Origin of the sequence: Streptomyces collinus, from assembly GCF_031348265.1 — a bacterium.
GTDB classification, from domain to species: Bacteria; Actinomycetota; Actinomycetes; order Streptomycetales; family Streptomycetaceae; genus Streptomyces; species Streptomyces collinus.
The window spans coordinates 5,125,693-5,147,376 of record NZ_CP133771.1 but is presented as its reverse complement, the minus strand read 5'-3'; the positions used below and the strand labels follow the sequence as shown (position 1 = coordinate 5,147,376).

The 21,684-nt window shown below is 71.0% G+C and carries 23 protein-coding genes; 7 read left to right on the top strand and 16 right to left on the bottom strand.

Annotated features, from left to right (window positions below):
• Positions 1 to 62: 62 nt before the first annotated feature.
• Complete coding sequence (locus RFN52_RS23445) at positions 63 to 911, bottom strand: menaquinone biosynthetic enzyme MqnA/MqnD family protein (protein ID WP_184848765.1); 849 nt, start codon at positions 909 to 911, stop codon at positions 63 to 65.
• 321 nt (positions 912 to 1,232) lie between these two features.
• Here RFN52_RS23445 and RFN52_RS23440 point away from each other — a divergent pair, with 321 nt between their 5' ends.
• From RFN52_RS23440 to RFN52_RS23430, 3 genes are all read left to right on the top strand, one after another.
• Entirely contained in the window at positions 1,233 to 1,436 is a 204-nt protein-coding gene (locus RFN52_RS23440; protein WP_003992177.1) for a cold-shock protein, read from the top strand.
• Positions 1,437 to 1,546: 110 nt separating this feature from the next.
• Positions 1,547 to 1,780 (top strand): glycine zipper domain-containing protein, encoded by a 234-nt coding sequence (locus RFN52_RS23435; protein ID WP_184848763.1) that lies wholly within the window; start codon positions 1,547 to 1,549, stop codon positions 1,778 to 1,780.
• Positions 1,781 to 1,819: 39 nt separating this feature from the next.
• Positions 1,820 to 2,473: a class I SAM-dependent methyltransferase gene (locus tag RFN52_RS23430; protein WP_184848761.1), complete on the top strand. Its 654-nt coding sequence runs from the start codon at positions 1,820 to 1,822 to the stop codon at positions 2,471 to 2,473.
• Between the two features lie 141 nt (positions 2,474 to 2,614).
• On the opposite strand, the gene kstD is transcribed toward RFN52_RS23430, so the two are convergent.
• From kstD to RFN52_RS23410, 4 genes are all read right to left on the bottom strand, one after another.
• The gene (gene kstD / locus RFN52_RS23425; RefSeq protein ID WP_184848759.1) at positions 2,615 to 4,405 is read right to left on the bottom strand and encodes a 3-oxosteroid 1-dehydrogenase; all 1,791 of its coding nucleotides are present in this window, start codon (positions 4,403 to 4,405) and stop codon (positions 2,615 to 2,617) included.
• Between the two features lie 401 nt (positions 4,406 to 4,806).
• On the bottom strand, positions 4,807 to 5,883 hold the full coding sequence (locus tag RFN52_RS23420; RefSeq protein ID WP_184853997.1) for a sugar ABC transporter substrate-binding protein: 1,077 nt from the start codon (positions 5,881 to 5,883) through the stop codon (positions 4,807 to 4,809).
• A 152-nt stretch (positions 5,884 to 6,035) separates the two neighbouring features.
• The gene (locus RFN52_RS23415) at positions 6,036 to 7,955 is read right to left on the bottom strand and encodes an AMP-dependent synthetase/ligase (protein ID WP_184848757.1); all 1,920 of its coding nucleotides are present in this window, start codon (positions 7,953 to 7,955) and stop codon (positions 6,036 to 6,038) included.
• 242 nt (positions 7,956 to 8,197) lie between these two features.
• Positions 8,198 to 9,487, bottom strand: coding sequence for an acetyl-CoA C-acetyltransferase (locus RFN52_RS23410; protein ID WP_184848755.1), 1,290 nt, complete (start codon positions 9,485 to 9,487; stop codon positions 8,198 to 8,200).
• A gap of 147 nt (positions 9,488 to 9,634) precedes the next feature.
• Here RFN52_RS23410 and RFN52_RS23405 point away from each other — a divergent pair, with 147 nt between their 5' ends.
• Together RFN52_RS23405 and RFN52_RS23400 are read left to right on the top strand one after the other, a co-directional pair.
• Entirely contained in the window at positions 9,635 to 10,939 is a 1,305-nt protein-coding gene (locus RFN52_RS23405) for a 3-oxoacyl-ACP reductase (protein ID WP_184848753.1), read from the top strand.
• Positions 10,939 to 11,790: a MaoC/PaaZ C-terminal domain-containing protein gene (locus RFN52_RS23400; RefSeq protein ID WP_184848751.1), complete on the top strand. Its 852-nt coding sequence runs from the start codon at positions 10,939 to 10,941 to the stop codon at positions 11,788 to 11,790. The genes RFN52_RS23405 and RFN52_RS23400 overlap by 1 nt, the downstream gene beginning before the upstream one ends.
• On the opposite strand, the gene RFN52_RS23395 is transcribed toward RFN52_RS23400, so the two are convergent.
• From RFN52_RS23395 to RFN52_RS23355, 9 genes are all read right to left on the bottom strand, one after another.
• Positions 11,778 to 12,443, bottom strand: coding sequence for a TetR/AcrR family transcriptional regulator (locus RFN52_RS23395; RefSeq protein ID WP_184848749.1), 666 nt, complete (start codon positions 12,441 to 12,443; stop codon positions 11,778 to 11,780). The genes RFN52_RS23400 and RFN52_RS23395 overlap by 13 nt on opposite strands.
• A gap of 96 nt (positions 12,444 to 12,539) precedes the next feature.
• The gene (locus tag RFN52_RS23390; protein WP_184848747.1) at positions 12,540 to 13,850 is read right to left on the bottom strand and encodes a dicarboxylate/amino acid:cation symporter; all 1,311 of its coding nucleotides are present in this window, start codon (positions 13,848 to 13,850) and stop codon (positions 12,540 to 12,542) included.
• A gap of 65 nt (positions 13,851 to 13,915) precedes the next feature.
• Entirely contained in the window at positions 13,916 to 14,017 is a 102-nt protein-coding gene (locus tag RFN52_RS23385) for a putative leader peptide (protein ID WP_311241034.1), read from the bottom strand.
• 140 nt (positions 14,018 to 14,157) lie between these two features.
• Positions 14,158 to 14,457, bottom strand: a complete 300-nt coding sequence (locus tag RFN52_RS23380; RefSeq protein WP_184848745.1) for a DUF4229 domain-containing protein — start codon at positions 14,455 to 14,457, stop codon at positions 14,158 to 14,160.
• Between the two features lie 91 nt (positions 14,458 to 14,548).
• Positions 14,549 to 15,073, bottom strand: a complete 525-nt coding sequence (locus RFN52_RS23375) for a GNAT family N-acetyltransferase (protein WP_184848743.1) — start codon at positions 15,071 to 15,073, stop codon at positions 14,549 to 14,551.
• A 16-nt stretch (positions 15,074 to 15,089) separates the two neighbouring features.
• Positions 15,090 to 15,740, bottom strand: a complete 651-nt coding sequence (locus tag RFN52_RS23370; RefSeq protein WP_184848741.1) for a UdgX family uracil-DNA binding protein — start codon at positions 15,738 to 15,740, stop codon at positions 15,090 to 15,092.
• A gap of 69 nt (positions 15,741 to 15,809) precedes the next feature.
• On the bottom strand, positions 15,810 to 16,973 hold the full coding sequence (gene mqnE / locus RFN52_RS23365; protein WP_053669557.1) for an aminofutalosine synthase MqnE: 1,164 nt from the start codon (positions 16,971 to 16,973) through the stop codon (positions 15,810 to 15,812).
• Positions 16,974 to 17,018: 45 nt separating this feature from the next.
• On the bottom strand, positions 17,019 to 17,474 hold the full coding sequence (locus RFN52_RS23360; RefSeq protein WP_033314055.1) for an Lrp/AsnC family transcriptional regulator: 456 nt from the start codon (positions 17,472 to 17,474) through the stop codon (positions 17,019 to 17,021).
• Positions 17,475 to 17,531: 57 nt separating this feature from the next.
• Positions 17,532 to 18,194 carry a UbiX family flavin prenyltransferase gene (locus RFN52_RS23355; protein ID WP_033314054.1) on the bottom strand — a complete coding sequence of 221 codons (663 nt, stop codon included), beginning with the start codon at positions 18,192 to 18,194 and terminating at the stop codon, positions 17,532 to 17,534.
• Positions 18,195 to 18,309: 115 nt separating this feature from the next.
• Between RFN52_RS23355 and RFN52_RS23350 the strand changes: the two genes are divergently transcribed.
• Positions 18,310 to 18,915, top strand: coding sequence for a rhomboid family intramembrane serine protease (locus tag RFN52_RS23350; protein ID WP_184848739.1), 606 nt, complete (start codon positions 18,310 to 18,312; stop codon positions 18,913 to 18,915).
• Here the strand turns inward: RFN52_RS23350 and mqnP are convergent.
• Together mqnP and RFN52_RS23340 are read right to left on the bottom strand one after the other, a co-directional pair.
• Complete coding sequence (gene mqnP, locus RFN52_RS23345) at positions 18,905 to 19,807, bottom strand: menaquinone biosynthesis prenyltransferase MqnP (protein ID WP_184848737.1); 903 nt, start codon at positions 19,805 to 19,807, stop codon at positions 18,905 to 18,907. The two genes, RFN52_RS23350 and mqnP, sit on opposite strands and share 11 nt — an antisense overlap.
• Positions 19,804 to 21,255, bottom strand: a complete 1,452-nt coding sequence (locus RFN52_RS23340) for a menaquinone biosynthesis decarboxylase (RefSeq protein ID WP_184848735.1) — start codon at positions 21,253 to 21,255, stop codon at positions 19,804 to 19,806. The genes mqnP and RFN52_RS23340 overlap by 4 nt, the downstream gene beginning before the upstream one ends.
• 67 nt (positions 21,256 to 21,322) lie before the next feature.
• Between RFN52_RS23340 and RFN52_RS23335 the strand changes: the two genes are divergently transcribed.
• On the top strand, positions 21,323 to 21,622 hold the full coding sequence (locus tag RFN52_RS23335; protein ID WP_184848733.1) for a PLD nuclease N-terminal domain-containing protein: 300 nt from the start codon (positions 21,323 to 21,325) through the stop codon (positions 21,620 to 21,622).
• The last annotated feature ends 62 nt before the right edge of the window (positions 21,623 to 21,684 follow it).

The following is a 21,684-nucleotide window of genomic DNA, read 5'->3' as shown; positions in this document are numbered from 1 at the left end:
ACGGCTCCGGTCCCGGTACGCCTGCACTCCCCCAGCAGAGTAGTGCGGGAGCACCGCCCGGCTCACGGCTGGAGCAGGTCCACCTTCACGTCCGCCGGGAAGCCCGTCGTCGGGCCGACCCGCCGGGCGAACTCGGCGACCGCCGCCAGCTGCGGGCCGCCGAAGCGGAAGTCGAGGGTCGTGAAGTAGCGGGCGAGGGTCTCCTCGTCGAAGGCCTCCCAGCGGGCGGCCTGCTCGGCGACCTTGCCGACCTCCTCCAGGGAGAGGTTGCGGGAGTCGAGGAAGGCCTCGTGCACCCGGCGCGTGATGACCGGCTCGCGCTCCAGGTAGTCGCGGCGGGCCGCCCAGACCGCGAAGACGAACGGCAGGCCCGTCCACTCCTTCCACAGCGCGCCCAGGTCGTGCACGGCCAGGCCGAAGCGCGGCCCGTCGAGCATGTTGGCGCGCAGCGCGGCGTCGCCGATGAGGACGGCGGCGTCGGCCTCCTGCATCATCAGGCTCAGGTCGGGCGGGCAGGTGTAGTAGTCCGGCTGGACGCCGAAGCGCTCGGCGAGGAGCAGCTGAGCGAGGCGGACGGAGGTGCGGGAGGTCGACCCGAGGGCGACGCGGGCGCCGTCCAGCCGGTCCAGGGGGACCTGGGAGACGATCACGCAGGACATGACCGGGCCGTCGCAGCCGACGGCGATGTCGGGGAAGGCGACCAGGTCGTCGGCGTGCCGGAGGAACTCGACGAGGGTGATCGGACCGATGTCGAGTTCGCCCTGCACCAGCTTCTCGCTGAGCTTCTCCGGGGTGTCCTTGGAGAGCTCGAAGTCGAGGAGCGTGCCTGTTCTCGCGAGCCCCCAGTACAGGGGCAGGCAGTTCAGGAACTGGATGTGGCCGACGCGCGGCCGGGTGCGAGGATTGTCCACATCGTGAGGCTAGCCCTCACGGCGTACGGACCGGCGCGCGACCCCGCCACCGGGGTGTGGCCCGCCGTTGGCGCCCCTTCCGCCAGTCGGCCGTGGGTTGTTCAAACATTCGGGTGACGTGATCTTGACCCCTATTGCATTCCGGGGCCTGCGTGCTAGGCTCGTCGCAAGTTGCAGTTTGGTTTCCCTTGCAGTACAGAGCCTGCGGAGCATGTGACCGCGGGCTCTCGTCATTCACAGACATATGCACTTGTGCGGAATTCTTCTTCACACTTGCTGGTTCTGGAGCAGGGCAACCCTTTTGAAGCCCAAGGAGGGCTTATGGCTACCGGAACCGTGAAGTGGTTCAACGCCGAAAAGGGCTTTGGTTTCATCGCCCAGGAGGGCGGCGGCCCCGACGTCTTCGTCCACTACTCCGCGATCAACGCGAGCGGCTTCCGCTCGCTCGAGGAGAACCAGCAGGTGTCTTTCGACGTCACGCAGGGCCCGAAGGGCCCGCAGGCTGAGAACGTCACGCCGGTCTGATTTGTAGTACCCAAGGAGCCCCGCGCCGTAAGGCGACGGGGCTCCTGCCCTTTCCGGGCCCGGTCGGCTGGTGAATTCCCGGCGAATTCCGGCCGTGGGACGATGGGCGGATGGGGAAAGATCAGGAGAACAGCGAGGAGGCCGGCGGCTCGCCCACCGACAAGGCCTTGACCACAAGCCTGTCGGTCGGCCTGTCGGTCGGCCTGTCCCTCGGCACGGCCTTAGGGATCGTGCTCGGCATGACCGTCTTCGACAACCTCGCCCTGGGCCTGGCTCTGGGCCTCGGTTTCGGGACGGCGATCGGTGCGGGTGCGGGTATCGGCGCCTGGCGGGGCCGCCCCTGACGGCGGCGCCAGGTCCCTCACGCCCTAGGGTCTACGGCCATGACCGACACCGCAGACTTCGTGACCGAGACCCGCGTGTTCTACGACACCGTGGCCGAGGAGTACGCCGCTGCCTTCAGCGATCTGCGTCCGGGGACGCCCCTGGACCGGGGCGTGCTCCACGGTTTCGCGGGGCTCGTGGGCGAGGGGGGCGAGGTCGCCGACCTGGGGTGCGGGCCCGGGCGGGTGACGGCGTACCTGGCGTCCCAGGGGCTGTCGGTGTTCGGCCTGGACCTGTCGGAGTCGATGCTCGCGATCGCCCGCCGCGAGAACCCGGGCCTGCGGTTCGTACGGGGTTCCATGCTGGAGCTCGACCTGCCGGACTCCTCGCTCGACGGCCTCGTGTCCTGGTACTCGATCATCCACACCCCCGAGGAGCACCTGCCCGCCCTCTTCGCCGGTTTCCACCGCGTGCTGCGCCCCGGCGGGCATCTGCTCCTCGGCTTCCAGTACGGGGACGAGCCCCGCCGCTACGAGGAGGCCTTCGGACACGATGTGTCCCTGACCTTCCGCCGGGGCCGTCCGGAGCGCATCGCCGCCCTGCTGAGCGGCGCCGGCTTCACCGTCCGCGCCACGACCGTACGAGAGCCCGACGAGGCGCGGGGCGAGCCGGTCGCCCAGGCGAGCCTCGTGGCCCGCAAGCCCGGGGACTGAACCGCCCGGGGCATCGCCGCAGCCCCACACGCGACGCCCCGGGTGGCTCCGTGACCGGCCGCGGATGCCCCCAGGCGCACCACGACCGGCTCACGCTCGGACGACCCCCTCTGAACACGCCCCCGGCCCTGCTCCGACCCGCTACAGCACCCCCGCGATGTCCCGCGCCGCGATGTACCCGAACGTCATCGCCGGGCCGATCGTCGAGCCCGCGCCCGCGTAGCTGTGGCCCATCACCGCCGCACTGGCGTTTCCCGCCGCGTAGAGGCCGGGGATGACCGAGCCGTCCTCGCGCAGTACCCGGGCCCGGGCGTCCGTGCGGAGGCCGCCCTTCGTGCCGAGGTCGCCGGGGACGATGCGGAAGGCGTGGTACGGGGGGAGCCAGAGCGGTGCCAGGCAGGAGTTGGGGAGGACGGACGGGTCGGTGTAGTAGTGGTCGTAGGCGCTGTCGCCGCGGTGGAAGTCGGGGTCCTCGCCCTGTCGCGCCTGGGCGTTGAAGCGGTTCACGCTGGTGCGCAGGGCCGCCGCGGGGACGCCGATGGAGGCCGCCAGCGCGTCCAGCGTCCACTCCTTGTGCGCAGCCCCGGAGTCGTACCAGGAGTCGGGGAAGGGCAGCGCCGGCAGGACGTCCTTGAAGAGGTACCGGTTGCGGTAGTTCTGGTCGGTGATCAGCCAGCACGGGATGGCCGGGTCGGTGTCGTGGACGTCGTACATGGTGTGCACGACGTCGCTGTAGGGCGCGGCCTCGTTGACGAAGCGGCGGCCCGAGCCGTTGACCAGCAGCCCGCCGGGCAGGGTGCGTTCGGCGAGGCAGAAGTAGGGCCGGCCGGGGACGGGGATGGCCGGGCCCCACCACGCGTCCTCCATCAGGTCGAGCGCCGCGCCCAGTCGCTCCCCCGCCCGGATGCCGTCGCCGGTGTTCTCCTTCGCCCCGACGGTCCACTCCGTGCCGATGGGCTGCCGCTGGAAGCGTTCCCGCATCGCGGCGTTGTGTTCGAAGCCGCCGGAGCCGACGATCACGCCCCGGCGGGCGCGGACCAGGCCGGGAGCGCCGTCGCGGGTGACGACGGCTCCCGTGACCGTGCCGTTCTCGACGTGCAGGTCCGTCAGGGGTGTGTTCAGCCAGACGGGGACCCCGGCCGAGCGCAGGCCCGCGCGCAGGCCCGCCGCCAGCGCCTGGCCCATCGTCAGGGGCTTCTGGCCGAGCGTCGCCGCCTTGGCGCCGCGGGCGAGGCACAGGGCGGCGACGGCCGCGCCCCGGGCGTTCACGGCGGCCAGGGCGACCCACTTGTAGTCGGCGCTGAAGACGACCATGCCGGCGGGTACGTCCATGTACGGCGGGTTCAGGTGCGCCAGCTCGGGCCCCAGGACATTGCCGTCGAGCTGGTCCGGCTCGATGGAGCGGCCGTTCGGCAGACCGCCGGGCAGCTCGGGGTAGTAGTCGCTGTAGCCCTCCATCCAGCGGAACCGGAGCGGGCTGTGCGCCATGACGAAGGAGATCGTCGCCGGGCCGTGGGCGAGGAAGGCACGCTGCCGGTCGGCGGGGATCTCCGGGCCGACGACGGCGGCGAGGTAGGCGGCGGCCTTCGCGGGGGTGTCCGGGACGCCGGCCGCGAGGATCACGGAGTTGTTGGGGATCCAGATCCCGGCGCCGGATCGGGCGGCCGAACCGCCGAAGGTGGGTGCCTTCTCCACGACCACACAGCTCAGGCCCTGGCGGGCGGCGGTCAGCGCGGCGGTCATGCCCGCGGCGCCGGAGCCGATGACGACGACGTCGTAGGTGCCGAGCGGCGGTAAGTCGGCTGCCCGGGCGCTCTGTTGAACGCCCGCGGCGACCGCGAGACCAGCACCGGCGGCCCCGGCGGCCCCGGCCAGCAGGCGTCTTCGGGACGGGCCTTCGGCAGTTCCTGCGGTGTCCGTGCGAGTGGTCATGGCCGCTCCAGCCCGACGAGAACGCGTAAGGGGTGGGAATGTCGCGCGGGGGCCTCGCGAAGTCAAGACCCGTGCGGCCCCCACCACGCGACCCGAGCCCGACGACACCCCACGCGTCCGGCCCGAGCCCGAAGCCCACGCGGCCCGCCCGAGCCCGAAGCCCACCCCGCGACCCGAGCCCGAAGCCCCACGCAGCCCGCCCGAACCCGCCGACACCCCACGCAGCCCGCCGAGCCCGAAGCCCACGCAGCCCGCCCGAGCCCGAAGCCCACCCCGCGACCCGAGCCCGAAGCCCCACGCAGCCCGCCCGAACCCGCCGACACCCCACGCAGCCCGCCCGGCATCGCCGCGTCGACAAGCGAAGGGGGCGCGCGCCACGGCCCGCCCCGGCGCACCCGCCGTCAGTCGAGGCCGATGGCCGCGCAGTCCGCCCTGTACTTGGAGGTGCAGATGTCCTTGACGGTGTACACGCCGTCCGTGATCACCGTCTCCTTGATGTTGTCCTTGGTGAGGGCGACCACCGGCACCAGCATCGCCGGGATGTTCTTCTGCGTGGGGCTGTCGACCGTCTCCCGGGTCAGCGCGGCGAACTCGATCGAGCGGCCCTGCACCTTGGCCACCGCGATCTTCGCGGCGTTGGTCGCCTCCAGCAGGAAGGACTTGTACACCGTCATGTACTGCTCGCCGGACACGACCCGCTGCACCGCGTCGAGGTTGGCGTCCTGCCCGGTCACCGGCGGCATCTTCGCGGCTCCGGCCTCCTGCATCGCCTCGATGACGGCGCCGGCCATGCCGTCGTTGGCCGAGTAAACAGCGGCGATGTTGCTCAGCCCGACCGACCGGATCGCCTCCTTCATGTGCTCCTTGGCGATCGCGGGCTTCCACTCCTTGGTGTCGTACTCCTTGACGATGTTCACCTGGCCTCGGAGCTCGCTCAGCGCGCCGTCCTTGAACCGTGCCGTGTTCGGGTCGCCGGGGTCGCCGTTCATCATGACGACCTTGCTCTTCCCGGCCTTGTCGCCGAGTTCCCCGACGATGGCGCGGCCCTGCACCTGTCCGACGAGTTCATTGTCGTGGGAGACGTAGGCGTCGATCGGGCCCTCGGCGAGCCGGTCGTAGGCGATCACCGGGATGCCGGCGTCCTTGGCCTTCTGCACGTCCGTGGCGATGGCCTTGGAGTTCAGTGCGTCGACGAGGATGACGTCGACCTTGTCGGCGATCATCTTCTGGAACTGCTCGCTCTGTCTGGTGACGCTGGCCTCGGCGTTGGCGTAGCGGACCTTGCCCTTGTCCTCCGTGAGGGACGCGACCTCCTCCTTGATCAGCGGGTAGTCGAACTTCTCGAAGCGTGCCGTGTCCCGGTCGGGCAGCAGCAGGCCCACCGTGATGTCGTTGCCCTTCTTCGCGGCGGTGTCGTCACTCCCGCCGTCGCCGCAGGCTGCGAGGGACAGGGCCGATACGGAGACCGCCAGGGCCATGGAGACGTGCCGCACGGCGGCCTGACGGGTGTTGCGCGCTATCACTGGTGGTGCCTTCCGATGGGGGGAGCATCGTGACGAGGTGGTCGAAAGCCAACGGGCAGACGCCGTGCGTCGTCAATAAGCACGTGTGAAGAGATCGCAAAGGTGCCTCACCGCGTGTACAGGCCCTCCACTTCCGTCGCGAACGCGCGCAGCACGGCCTCCCGGCGGAGCTTCATCGACGGGGTCAGGTGGCCCGCCTCCTCGGTGAAGTCCTCGGGGAGGATGACGAAGCGGCGGATGGACTCCGGGCGGGAGACCATCTTGTTGGCCTCGTCGACAGCACGCTGGAGGACGGCGCGCAGTTCCTCGTCGTCGACCAGGAGCGTGGCGGGGACGGGGTGTTTGCCGTTCATCTGGCGCCAGTGCGTGATGCCGTCCGGGTCGAGGGTGATCAGCGCCGAGACGAAGGGGCGGCCGTCGCCCAGGACGAGGCACTGGGAGATCAGCGGGTGTGAGCGCAGCCAGTTCTCCAGCGGGGCCGGGGCGACGGACTTGCCGCCGGCGGTGATGAGCATCTCCTTCTTGCGGCCGGTGATCGTCAGGTAGCCCTCGTCGTCCAGTTCGCCGAGGTCGCCGGTGGCGAGCCAGCCGTCGGGGGCGGCGGGGACGACGCCGCCGGCCTGCGGGTCCCAGTAGCCGCGCAGCACGTGGTCGCCGCCGACGAGGATCTCGCCGTCGGCGGCGATACGGACGCGGGTGCCGGGCAGCGGCCAGCCGACGGTGCCGAGGCGGGGTTTCAGGGGCGGGGTGACGGTGCTCGCGCCGGTGGTCTCGGTCAGGCCGTAGCCCTCGAAGATCTCGATGCCGGCACCGGCGTAGAAGGCTGCCAGGCGGCTGCCGAGCGGGGACCCGCCGCAGATGGCGTAGCGGACCCTGCCGCCCATGGCGTTGCGGATGCGGCGGTAGACCAGGGGGTCGTAGAAGGCCCGGGCGGTCTTGAGGGCGCGGGAGGGGCCGGGGCCGGTGCCCGTCTGCTGGGCCTCCAGGGCCTCTCCGTAGCGCTGCGCCACCGCCGCCGCGCGGTCGAACGAGGAGACCCGGCCGCCCGCCTCGGCCTTGGCTCGGGCCGAGTTGAAGACCTTCTCCAGCATGTACGGGATGGCGAGCAGGCAGGTCGGCCGGAAGCTGGCCAGGTCCGGGAGCAGCCGGTCGGCCTTGATGCTGGGGGCGTGGCCCAGCCGGACGCGGGCCCGGATGCAGGCGATCGCCACCATGCGGCCGAAGACGTGGGACATCGGCAGGAACAGCAGGACCGAGGCCTCTTCGCTGGTCTTCGCCCGGAAGACGGGGTAGAGCAGCTCGATGGCGTTGTCCACCTCGGCGAAGAAGTTGCCGTGGGTGAGGGCGCAGCCCTTGGGGCGGCCGGTGGTGCCCGAGGTGTAGACGAGGGTGGCGAGGGTGTCGGGGCCGAGCATGCCGCGCCGCACCTCGACTTCCTGGTCGGGCAGGTGCGCGCCGGTTTCCGCGAGCCGGTCGACGTGGCCCTTCTCGACGACCCACAGGTGCTTGAGGTCGGGCAGGCGTTCGCGCTCGGGGCCGAGGGCGGCGGCCTGCGCGGCGTTCTCGGTGACCAGGGCGACCGCGCCGGAGTCCTGGAGGATCCAGCGGGCCTGGAAGACGGAGGAGGTGGGGTAGACGGGGACGGTGACGAGTCCGGCCGCCCAGGCGGCGAAGTCCAGGACCGTCCACTCGTAGATCGTGCGGGCCATCACGGCGACCCGGTCGCCGGGCATCAGGCCCTCGGCGACCAGGCCCTTGGCCACGGCCCTGACCTGGTCGGCGAACTGGGTCGCCGTGACGTCGTTCCAGCGGCCGTCGGCGTCCTTGCGGCTGAGCACCACGGCATCGGGATGCGCGTTCGCGTTGTCGAAGGGCAGGTCGGCGAGCGACCCGTGCGCCCACGGCGGGGCCAGCGGCGGTACGGAGGCTTCCCGTACCGCCCCGTCCATCCGCCGCACCTCGGGCTGGACCAGGACCGGCCCTCCGTACGCGTCGCCGTAGGCGGAGGAGGGATACGCAGTGGACACGGGCGGCTCCTGGGGCGTGCAGCGAAGGACTGCTTGCTGCATGACGTACGTGCCTCGCACGCCGAGGCGCTCAACCGGCTCAATCCCCCCTGAGAGGTCCGTAAGGGGTTACTGACGGTAGGAACGGGATCGTACGGCGCTCACGTGGCGGGTTTGTGCGAATTCGGGAATGGTCCGGAGCCGGGCGTGTGCAATCTCGGGGGTTACGTGAGGGTCCTTCAGGTTCCGCACGGCCGTTGCTCTCAGGCGCGTTCCAGGATCGCCGTCACCCCCTGTCCGCCCGCCGCGCAGACGGAGATCAGGCCGCGGGCGGGGGCGTCCCGTTCGGCGAGGAGCTTGGCCAGGGTGGCGACGATCCGGGCCCCGGTGGCGGCGAAGGGGTGGCCGGTCGCGAGGGAGGAGCCGGCGACGTTCAGCCGGGCGCGGTCGACTGCGCCGAGGCCCCGCTTCTCCCAGGCGGCGAGCGTCGCCAGCACCTGGGAGGCGAACGCCTCGTGGATCTCGACGAGGTCGAAGTCGTCCAGGCCGAGGCCGGCCCGTTCCAGCATGCGCGGGACGGCGTACGCGGGCGCCATGAGCAGTCCGTCCTCGCCGCCGGCCACGTCGCCGCCCACGAAGTCGACGGCGGCCGTCTCGTACGCGGTGAGGTACGCCAGCGGCTCCAGGCCCCGCTCGCGGGCCCACTCCTCGCTCGCCAGCAGGACGGTGGCGGCACCGTCCGTCAACGGGGTGGAGTTCCCGGCCGTCATGGTCGGGTCGGGGTGGGCGAGCCCGAACACCGGCTTCAGGGAGGCGAGTTTCTCCACGGTCGAGCCGGGGCGCAGGTTCTGGTCGCGGGCCAGGCCGCGGAAGGGGACCACCAGGTCCTGGAAGAAGCCGCGTTCGTACGCCGCCGCCAGCCGCTGGTGACTGGTGGCGGCGAGCTGGTCCTGCGCGTCGCGGGGGATGCCCCGGGCGCGGGCGGTGACGGCTGCGTGTTCGCCCATGGACAGGCCGGTGCGCGGCTCGGCGTTGCGCGGGATGTCGGGGACGAGGTGGCCCGGGCGCACCTTCGCGAGGGCCTTGAGGCGGGCGCCCGGCGACTTCGCCCGGCGGACCTCCAGGAGGATGCGGCGCAGGGAGTCGTTGACGCCGAGGGGTGCGTCGCTGGCGGTGTCGGCGCCGCCCGCGACGGCCGAGTCGATCTGGCCGAGGGCGATCTTGTTGGCGGCGGCGATGACGGCCTGGAGGCCGGTGCCGCAGGCCTGCTGGATGTCGTAGGCGGGGGTGCTCGGGTGGAGTCCCGAGCCGAGGAGGGTCTCGCGGGCGAGGTTGAAGTCGCGGGCGTGCTTGAGCACGGCCCCGGCGACGAACTCGCCGACCGCGCCCGGCCCCTGGAGCCCGTACCGCTCGACCAGGCCGTCGAGGGCGGCGGTGAGCATCTGCTGGTTGGAAGCGGTGGCGTAGGGGCCGTCGGAGCGGGCGAAGGGGATGCGTGCTCCGCCGACGACCGCGACGCGCCGCACCGACGGCGACAGCTGCTGGGAACTCATCTCGACCAGCTCATTTCGACCAGCCCATCTCGACCTGCTCCTCGTCCGTGACGTAGCCTTACCTCCGGTAACCTTACTCCAGAGTAAGCACGAGTGGGGCTTCAGCGAGCCTCTTCGGCGAACCGTCGTCGGGAACTGGGAGTCGTCATGGCCGACCGCTATCTGCGCTTCACCGGTACCGCGCCCGGCCGCTTCCTCACCCGCCGGCTGGGGCTGCCGCAGCCCGCGGCGCTGACCCGCTGGTCCCCGGAGCGGCCCGCCCTGGACGGCGGCCTGCTGCACCTCACCGCGGGCCGGTCCGCCCTCGGCCCGGCGCCGGTCCTGGCCCGTACGGGGATCGGCCCGGCCGGCTCCGGCCGTGCGGCGGCCGTCGTCCTGGACGCGACCGGGGTGCGGGACGTGGAGGCCCTGGCCGAGGTGCATGCCGCCCTGCATCCCGTCGTACGGTCGGTCGCTCCGAGCGGGCGCGTGGTGGTGCTCGGCGCGCCCCTCGACCCGGCCGACCACCACCAGGCCGCGGCCCAGCAGGCCCTGGAGGGGTTCACCCGCTCCCTCGGCAAGGAGATCGGCCGGGGCAGGACGGTGAACCTGGTCCGGCTCACGGACGCGGGCGCCGCGGAGTCCACGCTGCGCTTCCTGCTGTCGCCGAAGTCGGCGTACGTCAGCGGGCAGGTGATCGAGGTGGGAGCCCCGCAGGAGACGGCTCCGCCCGACGCGGACCGCCCCCTGACCGGCCGCACCGCCCTCGTCACCGGCGCCGCCCGGGGCATCGGCGAGGCGGTCGCCGAGACCCTCGCGCGGGACGGTGCCCGGGTCGTCGTCCTCGACGTGCCGCAGGCCGGACAGGACGCCCGGCGGGTCGCCGAGCGGCTCGGGGGCACCGCGCTGCTGCTCGACATGACGTCCGCCGACGCGGGCGCGCGGATCGCCGAGGCCCTGCCCGACGGCCTGGACCTGCTGATCCACAACGCGGGCATCACCCGCGACCGGCGCCTGGTGAACATGCCGTCCGAACGCTGGATCTCCGTCCTCGAAGTGAACCTGGCGAGCGTGCTGCGCACCACGGACGCCCTGCTCAAGGACGGGACGCTGAAGCGCGGCGGCCGGATCGTCGCCACCGCCTCGATCGCGGGGCTCGCCGGCAACGCCGGTCAGACCAACTACGGGGCGAGCAAGGCGGGCGTCGTCGGCCTGGTCCGCTCCCTGGCGCCGCGCGCGCTCGAAGAGCACGGCGTGACGGTCAACGCGGTCGCGCCGGGCTTCATCGAGACGAAGATGACGGCCGCCGTCCCGCTGTTCATCCGCGAGGCGGGCCGCCGGATGAACTCCCTCGCGCAGGGCGGTCTCCCGGTCGATGTCGCCGAGACCACCGCCTGGCTGGCCCACCCGGCCTCGGGCGCGGTCAACGGCCAGGTCGTCCGTGTCTGCGGCCAGAGCCTGCTGGGGGCGTGATGGCCGGCCCCGACGCCCTCGTCCTCACCGGGCCCCCCGCCCTCGCCCCGCTCCTGGCCCGCGGCGCTCTGCTCTCCCCCTTCAAACGCCCCCGTTCCGACGCGGAGTTCCCCCGCACCCGGCTCGTCCTGCCGGACCTGCGCGTGGACCTCGCGCGGCTCGCGGCCTACGAGCGGGTCTGCGGGTTCCCCGTCGGGGAGGACGCGCTGCCGGTGACGTATCCGCATGTGCTCGGGTTCCCCCTGGCCATGCGGCTGATGAGCGGCCGGGACTTCCCGCTGCCGCTGCTCGGCCTCGTCCACACATCGATCACCGTGACCCGGCACGAGCGGATGCCGCCCGGCGGCAGCCACGAACTCTCCGTCCACGTCGAGGGTCTGGTCCCGCACCGGCGCGGCACGGAGGCCACGGTCGTCACCGAGGTGCGTCGCGGCGGTGCCGTCGTCTGGGAGTCGAGGAGCACGTACCTGGCCCGGCACCGCACGGACCGGCCGACCGCGGTGCCCCGGGAGCCGGAGGCGCGCAAACCGCTGCCCCCGGTCGACGAGTGGCGGCTCGCCGGGGATGTCGGGCGCCGCTACGGCGCCGCCTCCGGGGACCGCAACCCGATCCATCTGCACCCGCTCACGGCCCGCCTGTTCGGATTCCCCAGGGCCATCGCGCACGGCATGTGGACCGTGGCCCGCTGCCTCGCCGCGCACGGCGTCCCCCAGCACTGCCATCTGCGCGCGGAGTTCCGGGCACCGGTCCTGCTGCCCGGGACGGTGACGTACGCGGCGCGGGACGGCCGGTTCGAACTGCGCGGCCCCGAGGACCGGATCCACGTGACGGGGGACGTCTATCCGACGTGAGGGCCCGGCGGCTCCTCCCGGGGCGCCCAGGGCCGCCCCGCCATGAGGTCGCCGAGTCCCGCCCAGGCGAAGTTCATCAGGGTGGCCGCGGCCTGCCGGGCGGTGACGCCGGGGGTGGCGTTGGCCCAGGCCGCGAGCGACTCGGCGGCGCCGACGAGGGCCTCGGCCAGCCCGGCGACCTCGCGCTCCGGCAGGTCGGGATCGCGGTGGGCCTCACGGGCCCCGGCGAGGATCAGCTGGGTCACGAACGCGACGATCTCCTCGCGCATCGCGGTGACCTCGGCGGCGAACGGCTCGCCGTGGGTACGGGCCTGGAGGTGCAGGACCGACCACGCGTCCGGGTTCTCGCCGGTGTGCGCGAAGAAGGCGCCGAGGCCCTCCCAGAGTTGCCGGTCGGCCGGCAGGTCGCGGCGGACCCCGGCCCGCACCGCCTCGACGAGGGCCCCCGCCTCCCGGCGGATGCAGGCGGTGAAGAGGTCTTCCTTGGAGTTGAGGTACAGGTACACCAACGGCTTCGACACACCGGCCAGTTCGGCGATCTCGTCCATCGACGCGGCCATGTAGCCCCGTTGGCCGAAGATCCGCACGGCGGCGTCCAGCATCTGCTGTTCACGGACCGCACGCGGCATCCGCTTGGTCTTCACGGCACCCATACCGCTTAGCGTACGGGCCCCCTGGAGGGCCCTCGCCCGGTGAACCGGGGAAGGGCCGCCCAGGGGGCCCGTTCAGGTCTCGATGCCGGACGGCCGTCAGGCGGTCGCGGGGACCGGCTCGGCCTTGTCGCGTGGCTCGTCGACCGGCTCGTCCAGGGAGGAACCGTCGGCCGTGGCGTACGCGTCGCGGTCGAGCAGGTTCTCGCGGGCGGAGACCAGCACCGGGATCAGCGCCTGTCCGGCGACGTTGGTCGCGGTGCGGATCATGTCCAGGATCGGGTCGATCGCGAGGAGCAGGCCCACACCCTCCATCGGCAGGCCGAGGGTGGAGAGGGTCAGGGTCAGCATGACCGTCGCGCCGGTGAGGCCGGCCGTGGCGGCGGAGCCGACCACCGAGACGAACGCGATCAGCAGGTAGTCGCCGACGCCCAGCTGGATGTCGAAGATCTGGGCGACGAAGATCGCGGCGATGGCCGGATAGATCGCGGCGCAGCCGTCCATCTTGGTCGTGGCGCCGAACGGCACGGCGAAGGAGGCGTACTCCTTCGGCACGCCGAGCCGCTCGGTGACCTTCTGCGTCAGCGGCATGGTGCCGACGGAGGAGCGAGAGACGAACGCGAGCTGGATCGCGGGCCAGGCGCCCTTGAAGAACTGGACCGGGTTGACCTTGGCGACGGTCGCGAGCAGCGTCGGGTAGACGCCGAACATCACGATGAGGCAGCCGACGTAGATGTCGGCGGTGAACGTCGCGTACTTGCCGATCAGGTCCCAGCCGTAGGTGGCGATGGCGTGGCCGATGAGGCCGATCGTGCCGAGCGGGGCGAGCCGGATGACCCACCACAGCGCCTTCTGGAGCAGGCTGAGGACGGACTCGCTCAGGGTGAGGATCGGCTGGGCCTTCTCACCGAGCTGGAGCGCGGCGATACCGGCGACGGCGGCCATGAAGACGATCTGGAGCACGTTCAGGTCGGTGAACGGCGTGATGACGTCGGTCGGGACGATGCCGGTCAGGAAGTCGATCCAGGAACCGGTGCTCTCGGGCTTCGCGCCGTCCTTGGGCGTGAGGCCGGTACCGGCGCCCGGGTTGGTGACCAGGCCGATGATCAGGCCGATGCTCACCGCGATCAGCGACGTGATCATGAACCAGAGGAGGGTGCGCGAGGCCAGACGGGCCGCGTTGTTGACCTTCCGCAGGTTGGTGATCGAGACCAGGATCGCGAAGAAGACGAGCGGGGCGACGGCCAGCTTCAGCAGGCCGATGAAGGTGTCGCCGACCTTCTCCAGGGTCGTGACCAGCCAGGAGAGGTCCAGGTCGCGGGCGATCCAGCCGAGGAACACACCCAGGACGAGACCGGCGAGTATCTGGGCCCAGAAGGGCACCTTGAAGAACTTCAGACGTGAGGACACGGACTGACTCCGTTGGGGGACGCGAGGGGGGAACTGACGTGGGGAACGACGGGGGTTGCGTTACGTCAGGGACGACAGAAAGCGGACGCGCACCGACAGAGATCCACGTGCAGTCGCGCCACGAGCGGAGCGCTCAGAGGCGAATGAGGCACGACTGCTGACTTCATACCAAGACCTTAACACCTGAGCTTTGAGGACCCCAAAGCCTGGCTTTGACAGGTGACGACGCACACACACCCATACAACGCAAAGCGCCCCGTTTCCGAGCATGTACGGAAACGGGGCGCCGGAACGCGTGTGAGGGACCTTACGAGGCCTGCCCCTGGGCCCGCGCGGTGTCGTCGGCCACGTCCTCCTGGCTGCGGTTCGCGGCCAGGTTGGCCTTCATCCGGTCGACCCGCTGCGCGACCTGGACCGACGCCCGGTCCCGCTCCTTGCGCAGCACGACCAGACTGATCGGCGCGGAGATGAGCAGGGCGAGGGCCACGATCCACAGCCCGTTGCTGTTGCCGAGCCCGCGCGGGGCGATGCCGGAGTAGACAGCGCCCCAGACGACCACGAGGCAGCCCACGAAGATTCCGAGGCGCATCAGCGTGTAGCGGAGCATCTCAATCCACTCTTCCGGTTCGAACGGTCGGAACACACCCAAAGGGGCACCGTCCAGTGAAGCACGCCGAGCGGCCGATCTTGCAGGGGGGTCAGACGAGGGGCAGCAGCATGATGACGTCCTCGCGGTCGTCTCCCGGCGCCACCCGGATCGCCCCGGGGACCCGCCCGACCTCCTTGTAGCCGCAGGCCTCGTAGAACCGCTCAAGGCCGAGACCGCCCCGGCAGGTCAGCCGGATCGCCTCGATCCCGTCCATCGCCCGGGCCGTGTCCGCGGCGGTGCGCAGCAGGTCCCGCCCCCAGCCCTTGCCCTGGTGCCTCGGGTGCACCATCACCGTGTACAGCCACAGCCAGTGCGTCATCAGGTGGTGCGTGTTGAAGGTCAGGAAGGCGGTCGCCGCGACCCGCCCCTCCTCGTCGTGCCCGGCGAGCAGCTTGACCCGGCCGTCCGCCATCGCCGCGAAGTGCTGCACCAGCGCGGGGCGGATCTCCTCCCGCGTCACCGGCGGCACGTACCCGACGGCCCCTCCGGCGTTGGAGACATCGGTCCACAGATCGAGCAGGCCGTCACGCAGCGCGGGGGTGACGGCGGGTTCGAGCGTGAGGGTAAGGGGCATGTCGGAATTGTAGCTATTACGACAGGGCGTCGGCCGCCACCTTCAGGTCCGACACCAGCCCCCGGTACGCCGCCTCCCGGTCGTCCGACCGCAGCACCGAGGAGGGGTGCACGGTCGGCACCAGCCGCTCCGGCCGCCCGTGGATCTCCTCCTCCAGCACCGTCCCGCGCACCTGCGTGACCCGGAACGAGGACCCGAGCAGCGCCTTCCCGGCGGTGGCCCCCAGCACGACGATCAGCTCCGGCTCCACGACCGCGAGCTCCGCGGCCAGCCAGGGCCCGCACGCGGTCATCTCCCGCAGGTTCGGAGCCTTGTGGATCCGCCGCTTGCGGGGCTCGGCCTGCGTGAACTTGAAGTGCTTCACGGCGTTGGTGACGTAGGCCTCGGAGGGATCGATGCCGGCCTCCCCCAGGGCCCGGTCCAGCAGCTTCCCGGCAGGCCCGACGAACGGCTTCCCCTGCCGGTCCTCCTGATCCCCGGGCTGTTCCCCGACGAGCATGACCCGGGCGTCCTGGTCCCCGGCCCCGAACACGGTCTGGGTGGCGTCCCGGTGCAGGGGACAACCCCGACAGTCGGCGGCGGCCCGCCGCAGGGCGACAAGCCCGCCGCGACCGGGAAGGAACGGTTCGGCGGTGTAGGCGTCCTCAGGCGCCTCGGTCCTGACCATGCCCTCCGGGTACCCCCGTCAGGGGCGCGGAGAACTGCGCGAACAACCCCCACACAGCGAAAGCCGCAATCACACCCGCATAGGCTGCGGCGCCTCGCGAAGCAAGGGGTCAGGCCCCTCATACTCCCGAATGATCTCGTACCGCGTGTTCCGCTCCACCGGCCGGAACCCGGCATCCCGAATGAGATCGAGCAGATCCTCACGCGTCAGCTTGTTCGGCGTCCCGTAGTTGTCCGCGTCATGAGTGATCTTGTACTCGACGACCGACCCGTCCATGTCGTCCGCCCCGTGCTGAAGCGCGAGTTGAGCCGTCTGCACCCCGTGCATCACCCAGAACACCTTCACGTGCGGCACGTTGTCGAACAGCAGCCGCGACACGGCGAAGGTCTTCAGCGCCTCGGCCCCCGTCGCCATCTGCGTCCGTGCCTGGAGGCGATTGCGCACCTTGCCGTCCTGCATGTCGACGAAGTCGTGCTGGTACCGCAGCGGAATGAAGACCTGGAAGCCGCCCGTCTCGTCCTGCAGCTCACGCAGCCGCAGCACGTGGTCCACCCGGTGACGCGGCTCCTCGATGTGCCCGTACAGCATCGTGCACGGGGTCTTCAGACCCTTCTCGTGCGCGAGCCGGTGGATCCGGGACCAGTCCTCCCAGTGGGTCCGGTGGTCCACGATGTGCTGCCGGACCTCCCAGTCGAAGATCTCGGCGCCACCGCCGGTGAGGGACTCAAGGCCGGCGTCGATCAGCTCGTCGAGGATCTCCGACGCGCTCATCCCCGAGATGGTCTCGAAGTGGTGGATCTCCGTGGCCGTGAACGCCTTCAGCGAGACGTCCGGCAGCGCCGCCTTCAGCTCGCGCAGCGACCGCGGGTAGTACCGCCACGGCAGGTTCGGGTGCAGCCCGTTGACGATGTGCAGCTCGGTGAGGTTCTCCGACTCCATCGCCTTGGCGAGCTTGACGGCCTCCTCGATGCGCATCGTGTAGGCGTCCTTCTCCCCCGGCTTGCGCTGGAAGGAGCAGTACGCGCAGGAGGCCGTGCACACGTTCGTCATGTTGAGGTGACGGTTGACGTTGAAGTGCACGACGTCGCCGTTCTTGCGGGTGCGCACCTCGTGCGCCAGGCCGCCGAGCCAGGCCAGGTCGTCCGACTCGTACAGCGCGATGCCGTCCTCACGGGTCAGACGGACGCCCGCCCTGACCTTCTCCTCCAGCTCGCGCTTGAGCCCGAGATCCATGCCCACACCTTTCTACGAAGACGTCCCAACCGTACGGCTACCGCTCTACTCCTCTTCGGGCAGCTCCCCGACCCGGTTCTCCCACTTCGTGGAGAGCACGATCGTCGTCCGCGTGCGGGAGACGCCCTCGATCCCGCTGAGCCGCCGGATCATCTTCTCCAGGCCGTCGACGTCCGCCGCCCGCACCTTGAGCATGTACGAGTCGTCGCCCGCGATGAACCAGCAGTCCTCGATCTCCGAGAGGTCCTTCAGCCGCTGCGCCACGTCCTCGTGGTCGGTGGCGTCGGAGAGTGAGATGCCGATCAGGGCGGTGACTCCGAGGCCGAGCGAGGCGGCGTCGACGGTGGCCCGGTAGCCGGTGATGACCCCGGCCGCCTCCAGCCGGTTGATGCGGTCGGTGACACTGGGTCCCGACAGTCCGACGAGGCGTCCCAGCTCCGCGTAGGAGGCCCGGCCGTTCTCCCTCAGGGCCTGGATGAGCTGCCTGTCCACCGCGTCCATTGCGATCGAAGCCTTCCGCTGAAGTTGTCGTTGAGTCCGATGAGGTTCGGGTGCTGCTCAGCCGTCGCGGTGCGCACCGCCGCCGAGTTCACCCTGCCAACGGCGGTAGAGCCGGTGCGGCACGCCCGCCGCGTCGAGTACGCGTCCGGCGACGAAGTCCACCAGGTCCTGGATGTGCGTCGCGCCCGCGTAGAAGGCGGGTGAGGCGGGCACGACCGTCGCGCCCGCGTCGTCGAGGGTGACCAGGTGCCGCAGGGTCTGGCCGTTCAGCGGGGTCTCGCGCACGGCCACGATCAGCTTGCGTCCCTCCTTGAGGGTCACGCTCGCCGCCCGCTGGAGCAGGTCCTTCGACAGGCCGAGCGCGACCCCCGCCACGCTCGCCGTCGAGGCGGGCACGATGAGCATGCCCTTGGTGGGGTACGACCCCGAGGAGGGGCCGGCGGCCAGGTCACCGGCGCTCCAGTGCCGTACGGCGCCGATGTCGACGGAGAAGGTGTCCGGCTTGCCGTCGGCGCCCCGGGACAGCCATTCCCGCAGGTCGGCCTGCCAGTGGGCGTCCCGGAAGGAGATCCCGGTCTCGTCCAGCAGGGTCAGCCGGGACGCCCGGGACACCACGAGATCGACGCTCTCGCCGGCATCCAGAAGAGCCCGCAGCACGGCAGCGGCATACGGGGTGCCGGAAGCCCCGGACACCCCTACGATCCAAGGCGTACGCGGCATCTCGCCTGGCTTGACTGGGTTCACAACACCGAGCCTATCCGGCGCCACGGCGTGGGAACCGGCCAAGGGGTGCGGGCCGTTGCACGGAGGGGACGAGCGAGCACTGGGGGTCGCCATGTCGGGTCCGCAAGCCGGGTGGTCGAACGGCGACCGTGCGCTGGCCGCGGGCAAGCTCATGCTCGCCTGGGTCGCGCTGCTGTGGCTGCTGGAAGTGGTCGACGTCGCCACGGGCCACGCGCTGGACGGCTTCGGCGTCACCCCGCGCGACCCGTCCGAACTGGTCGATGTCGTCCCCTCGTCCTTCATCCACTTCGGTTTCGCCCATCTGGCGGCGAACACCGTGCCGCTGCTGGTCCTCGGCTTCCTCGCGGCGCTCGCCGGCCTGCGCCGGTTCCTGCTCGTCTGCGCGCTGATCATCGTCGTCGACGGCCTGGGCGTCTGGCTCATAGCCCCGGACCGCACCAACACCGCGGGCGCCTCCGGCGTGATCTTCGGCCTCTTCGGCTTCCTCCTGGTCAGCGGCTTCGTCGAGCGCCGCCCCTGGGGCGTCCTGGCGGGCGTCCTGATCGCCGCGGTCTGGGGCGGCTCGATCCTGGCGGGCCTGGCCCCGACCCAGACGGGCGTCAGCTGGCAGGGCCATCTGCTGGGCCTGCTGGCGGGGGTGGCGGCGGCGTTCGTGTTCCGCCGCGGCCCCACAGCCCCGGCCGCGCTCACACGGTGAGGCCACGCACCAGCAGGTCCAGCAGCGCGCACACGAACAGGGCGATGCCGATGAAGCCGTTGACGCTGAAGAACGCGCGGTTCACGCGGGAGAGGTCGTGGGGGCGCACGATCGAGTGCTCGTAGAGGAAGGCCCCGGCGACGATCAGAAGGCCCAGCCAGAAGAACGCCCCGGCACCGGTGGCGAGGGCGTACCAGACGAACAGGGCGGTCGTGAGGGCGTGGCAGACGCGGGCGCCCCAGATCGCCGACGGGATGCCGAACCGCGCCGGGACGGACATGACGCCGATCTCACGGTCGGTCTCCACGTCCTGGCAGGCGTAGATCAGGTCGAAGCCGCCGATCCAGATCCCGACGGCCAGACCGAGGATCACCGCGTCCCAGGACCAGGAGCCCGTGATCGCCAGCCAGCCGCCGACCGGGCCCATGGCCTGGGCGAGGCCGAGGATGGCCTGCGGGAAGTTCGTGAACCGCTTGCCGTAGGGGTAGACCACCATCGGGATCACCGCGATGGGGGCCAGCGCCAGGCACAGCGGGTTGAGCAGGGCCGCCGCGCCGAGGAACACGGCCAGGGCGATCAGCGCGCCCGTCCAGGCGTGCTTCACCGACATCGCGCCCGTCACCAGCTCGCGCTGCGCCGTGCGCGGATTGCGCGCGTCGATCTCCCGGTCGATGATCCGGTTGACCGCCATCGCGAACGTGCGCAGCCCCACCATGCAGACGGTGACCAGCAGCAGCTTGCCCCAGTGGATGTTCTTGTCCCACTGGAACATGGCGGTGAGCGCGGCGATGTAGGCGAAGGGCAGCGCGAACACCGAGTGCTCGATCATCACCAGCCGCAGGAAGGCCTTGGTGCGTCCCGGCTGGGGGATGGCGGCGGAAGCGGAGGTCACAGCCCGTACTCCTTCCAGCGGCGGTCCACCTTCGCCGCCGTCTCCGGGTCCGACTCGACCATGTCGGGCCAGCCGCCGTCGCGGGTGTAGCCCTCCTCGGGCCACTTCTTCGTCGCGTCGATGCCGGCCTTGCCGCCCCAGAACTGCTGGTAGGAGGCGTGGTCGAGGTGGTCGACGGGGCCCTCGACGATCGACAGATCGCGGGCGTAGTCCGTGTTGCCCAGGGCCCGCCAGGCGACCTCGTGCAGATCGTGCACGTCGCAGTCGGAGTCGACGACCACGATGAGCTTGGTCAGCGACATCATGTGCGCGCCCCAGATCGCGTGCATGACCTTCTGCGCGTGCTTCGGGTACTTCTTGTCGATCGAGACGATCGCGCAGTTGTGGAAGCCGCCCGCCTCCGGCAGGTGGTAGTCCACGATGTCCGGCACGATGATCTTCAGCAGCGGCAGGAAGAAGCGTTCCGTCGCTCGGCCCAGCGGCCCGTCCTCCGTCGGCGGGCGGCCCACGACGATCGACTGGAGCAGCGGCCGCTTCCGCATCGTGATGCAGTCGATCTTCAGTGCGGGGAAGGGCTCCTGCGGCGTGTAGAAGCCGGTGTGGTCGCCGAACGGGCCCTCGGGCAGCATCTCGCCCGGCTCCAGCCAGCCCTCGATCACGACCTCGGCCTGCGCCGGCACCTGGAGGGGCACGGTCTTGCAGTCGACCATCTCGATCCGCTTGCCCGCGAGGAACCCGGCGAACAGGTACTCGTCGATGTCGCCGGGCAGCGGGGCGGTGGAGGCGTACGTCACGGCGGGCGGGCACCCGAAGGCGATCGCGACGGGCAGCCGCTCACCCCGGCGCGCGGCCACCTGGTAGTGGTTCCGGCTGTCCTTGTGGATCTGCCAGTGCATGCCGATGGTGCGCTTGTCGTGCCGCTGGAGCCGGTACAGCCCGAGGTTGCGGACGCCGCTCTCCGGGTCCTTGGTGTGGGTCAGCCCCAGGTTGAAGAACGACCCGCCGTCCTTCGGCCAGGTGAACAGGGCGGGCAGCTGGTCGAGGTCGACGTCGTCCCCGGTCAGGACGACCTCCTGCACGGGGCCGTCCTTCACCTTCTTCGGCGGTACGTGCGTCATCGCGCCGAGCTTGCCGAAGGCCTCCCGGACCCCGACGAAGCCGTGCGGCAGCTCGGGCTTGAGCAGTCCGCCGATCCGCTCGGAGATCTCGGCGTAGGACTTGAGGCCCAGGGACTTCAGCAGCCGCCGGTCCGTGCCGAACACGTTCATCGCGAGCGGCATGCTCGACCCGCGCACGTTCTCGAAGAGCAGGGCGGGGCCGCCGGACTTCTGCACCCGGTCGACGATCTCCCCGACCTCCAGGTACGGGTCCACCTCGGCCTTGATGCGCTTGAGGTCGCCCTCGCGCTCCAGCGCCCTGAGCAGGGAGCGAAGATCGTCGTAAGCCATGGGGTCCAGTATCCCCGAGCCGCTACCCTGGCCTGGAACCACCCACCCGCTTTCGCTGAGAGGCCGCATGCTCCGGGTACTGATGTTCCTCGTCCCGCTGGCGCTCAGCGTGTACGCGTTCATCGACTGCATCAGCACGAAGGACGACGAGATCCGCCACATGCCCAAGCCGCTGTGGGCGATCCTCGTGCTGCTGTTTCCGCTCGTCGGGTCGATCTCCTGGCTCATCGCCGGCAAGAAGCGGGTGCCGGCGGCGGAGCGTCCCCGGCAGTGGGTGGCGCCCGACGACAATCCCGACTTCCTGAAGTCACTCGACCAGGACAAGGACCCGGACACGGACCCGGACGAGCGCAGGCGCGAGGACTAGTGCCTGTGCGGGTTCCGATCAATTGAGTCGACATCTCTTCAGAGCTGCGCGAAGCTCCCCTC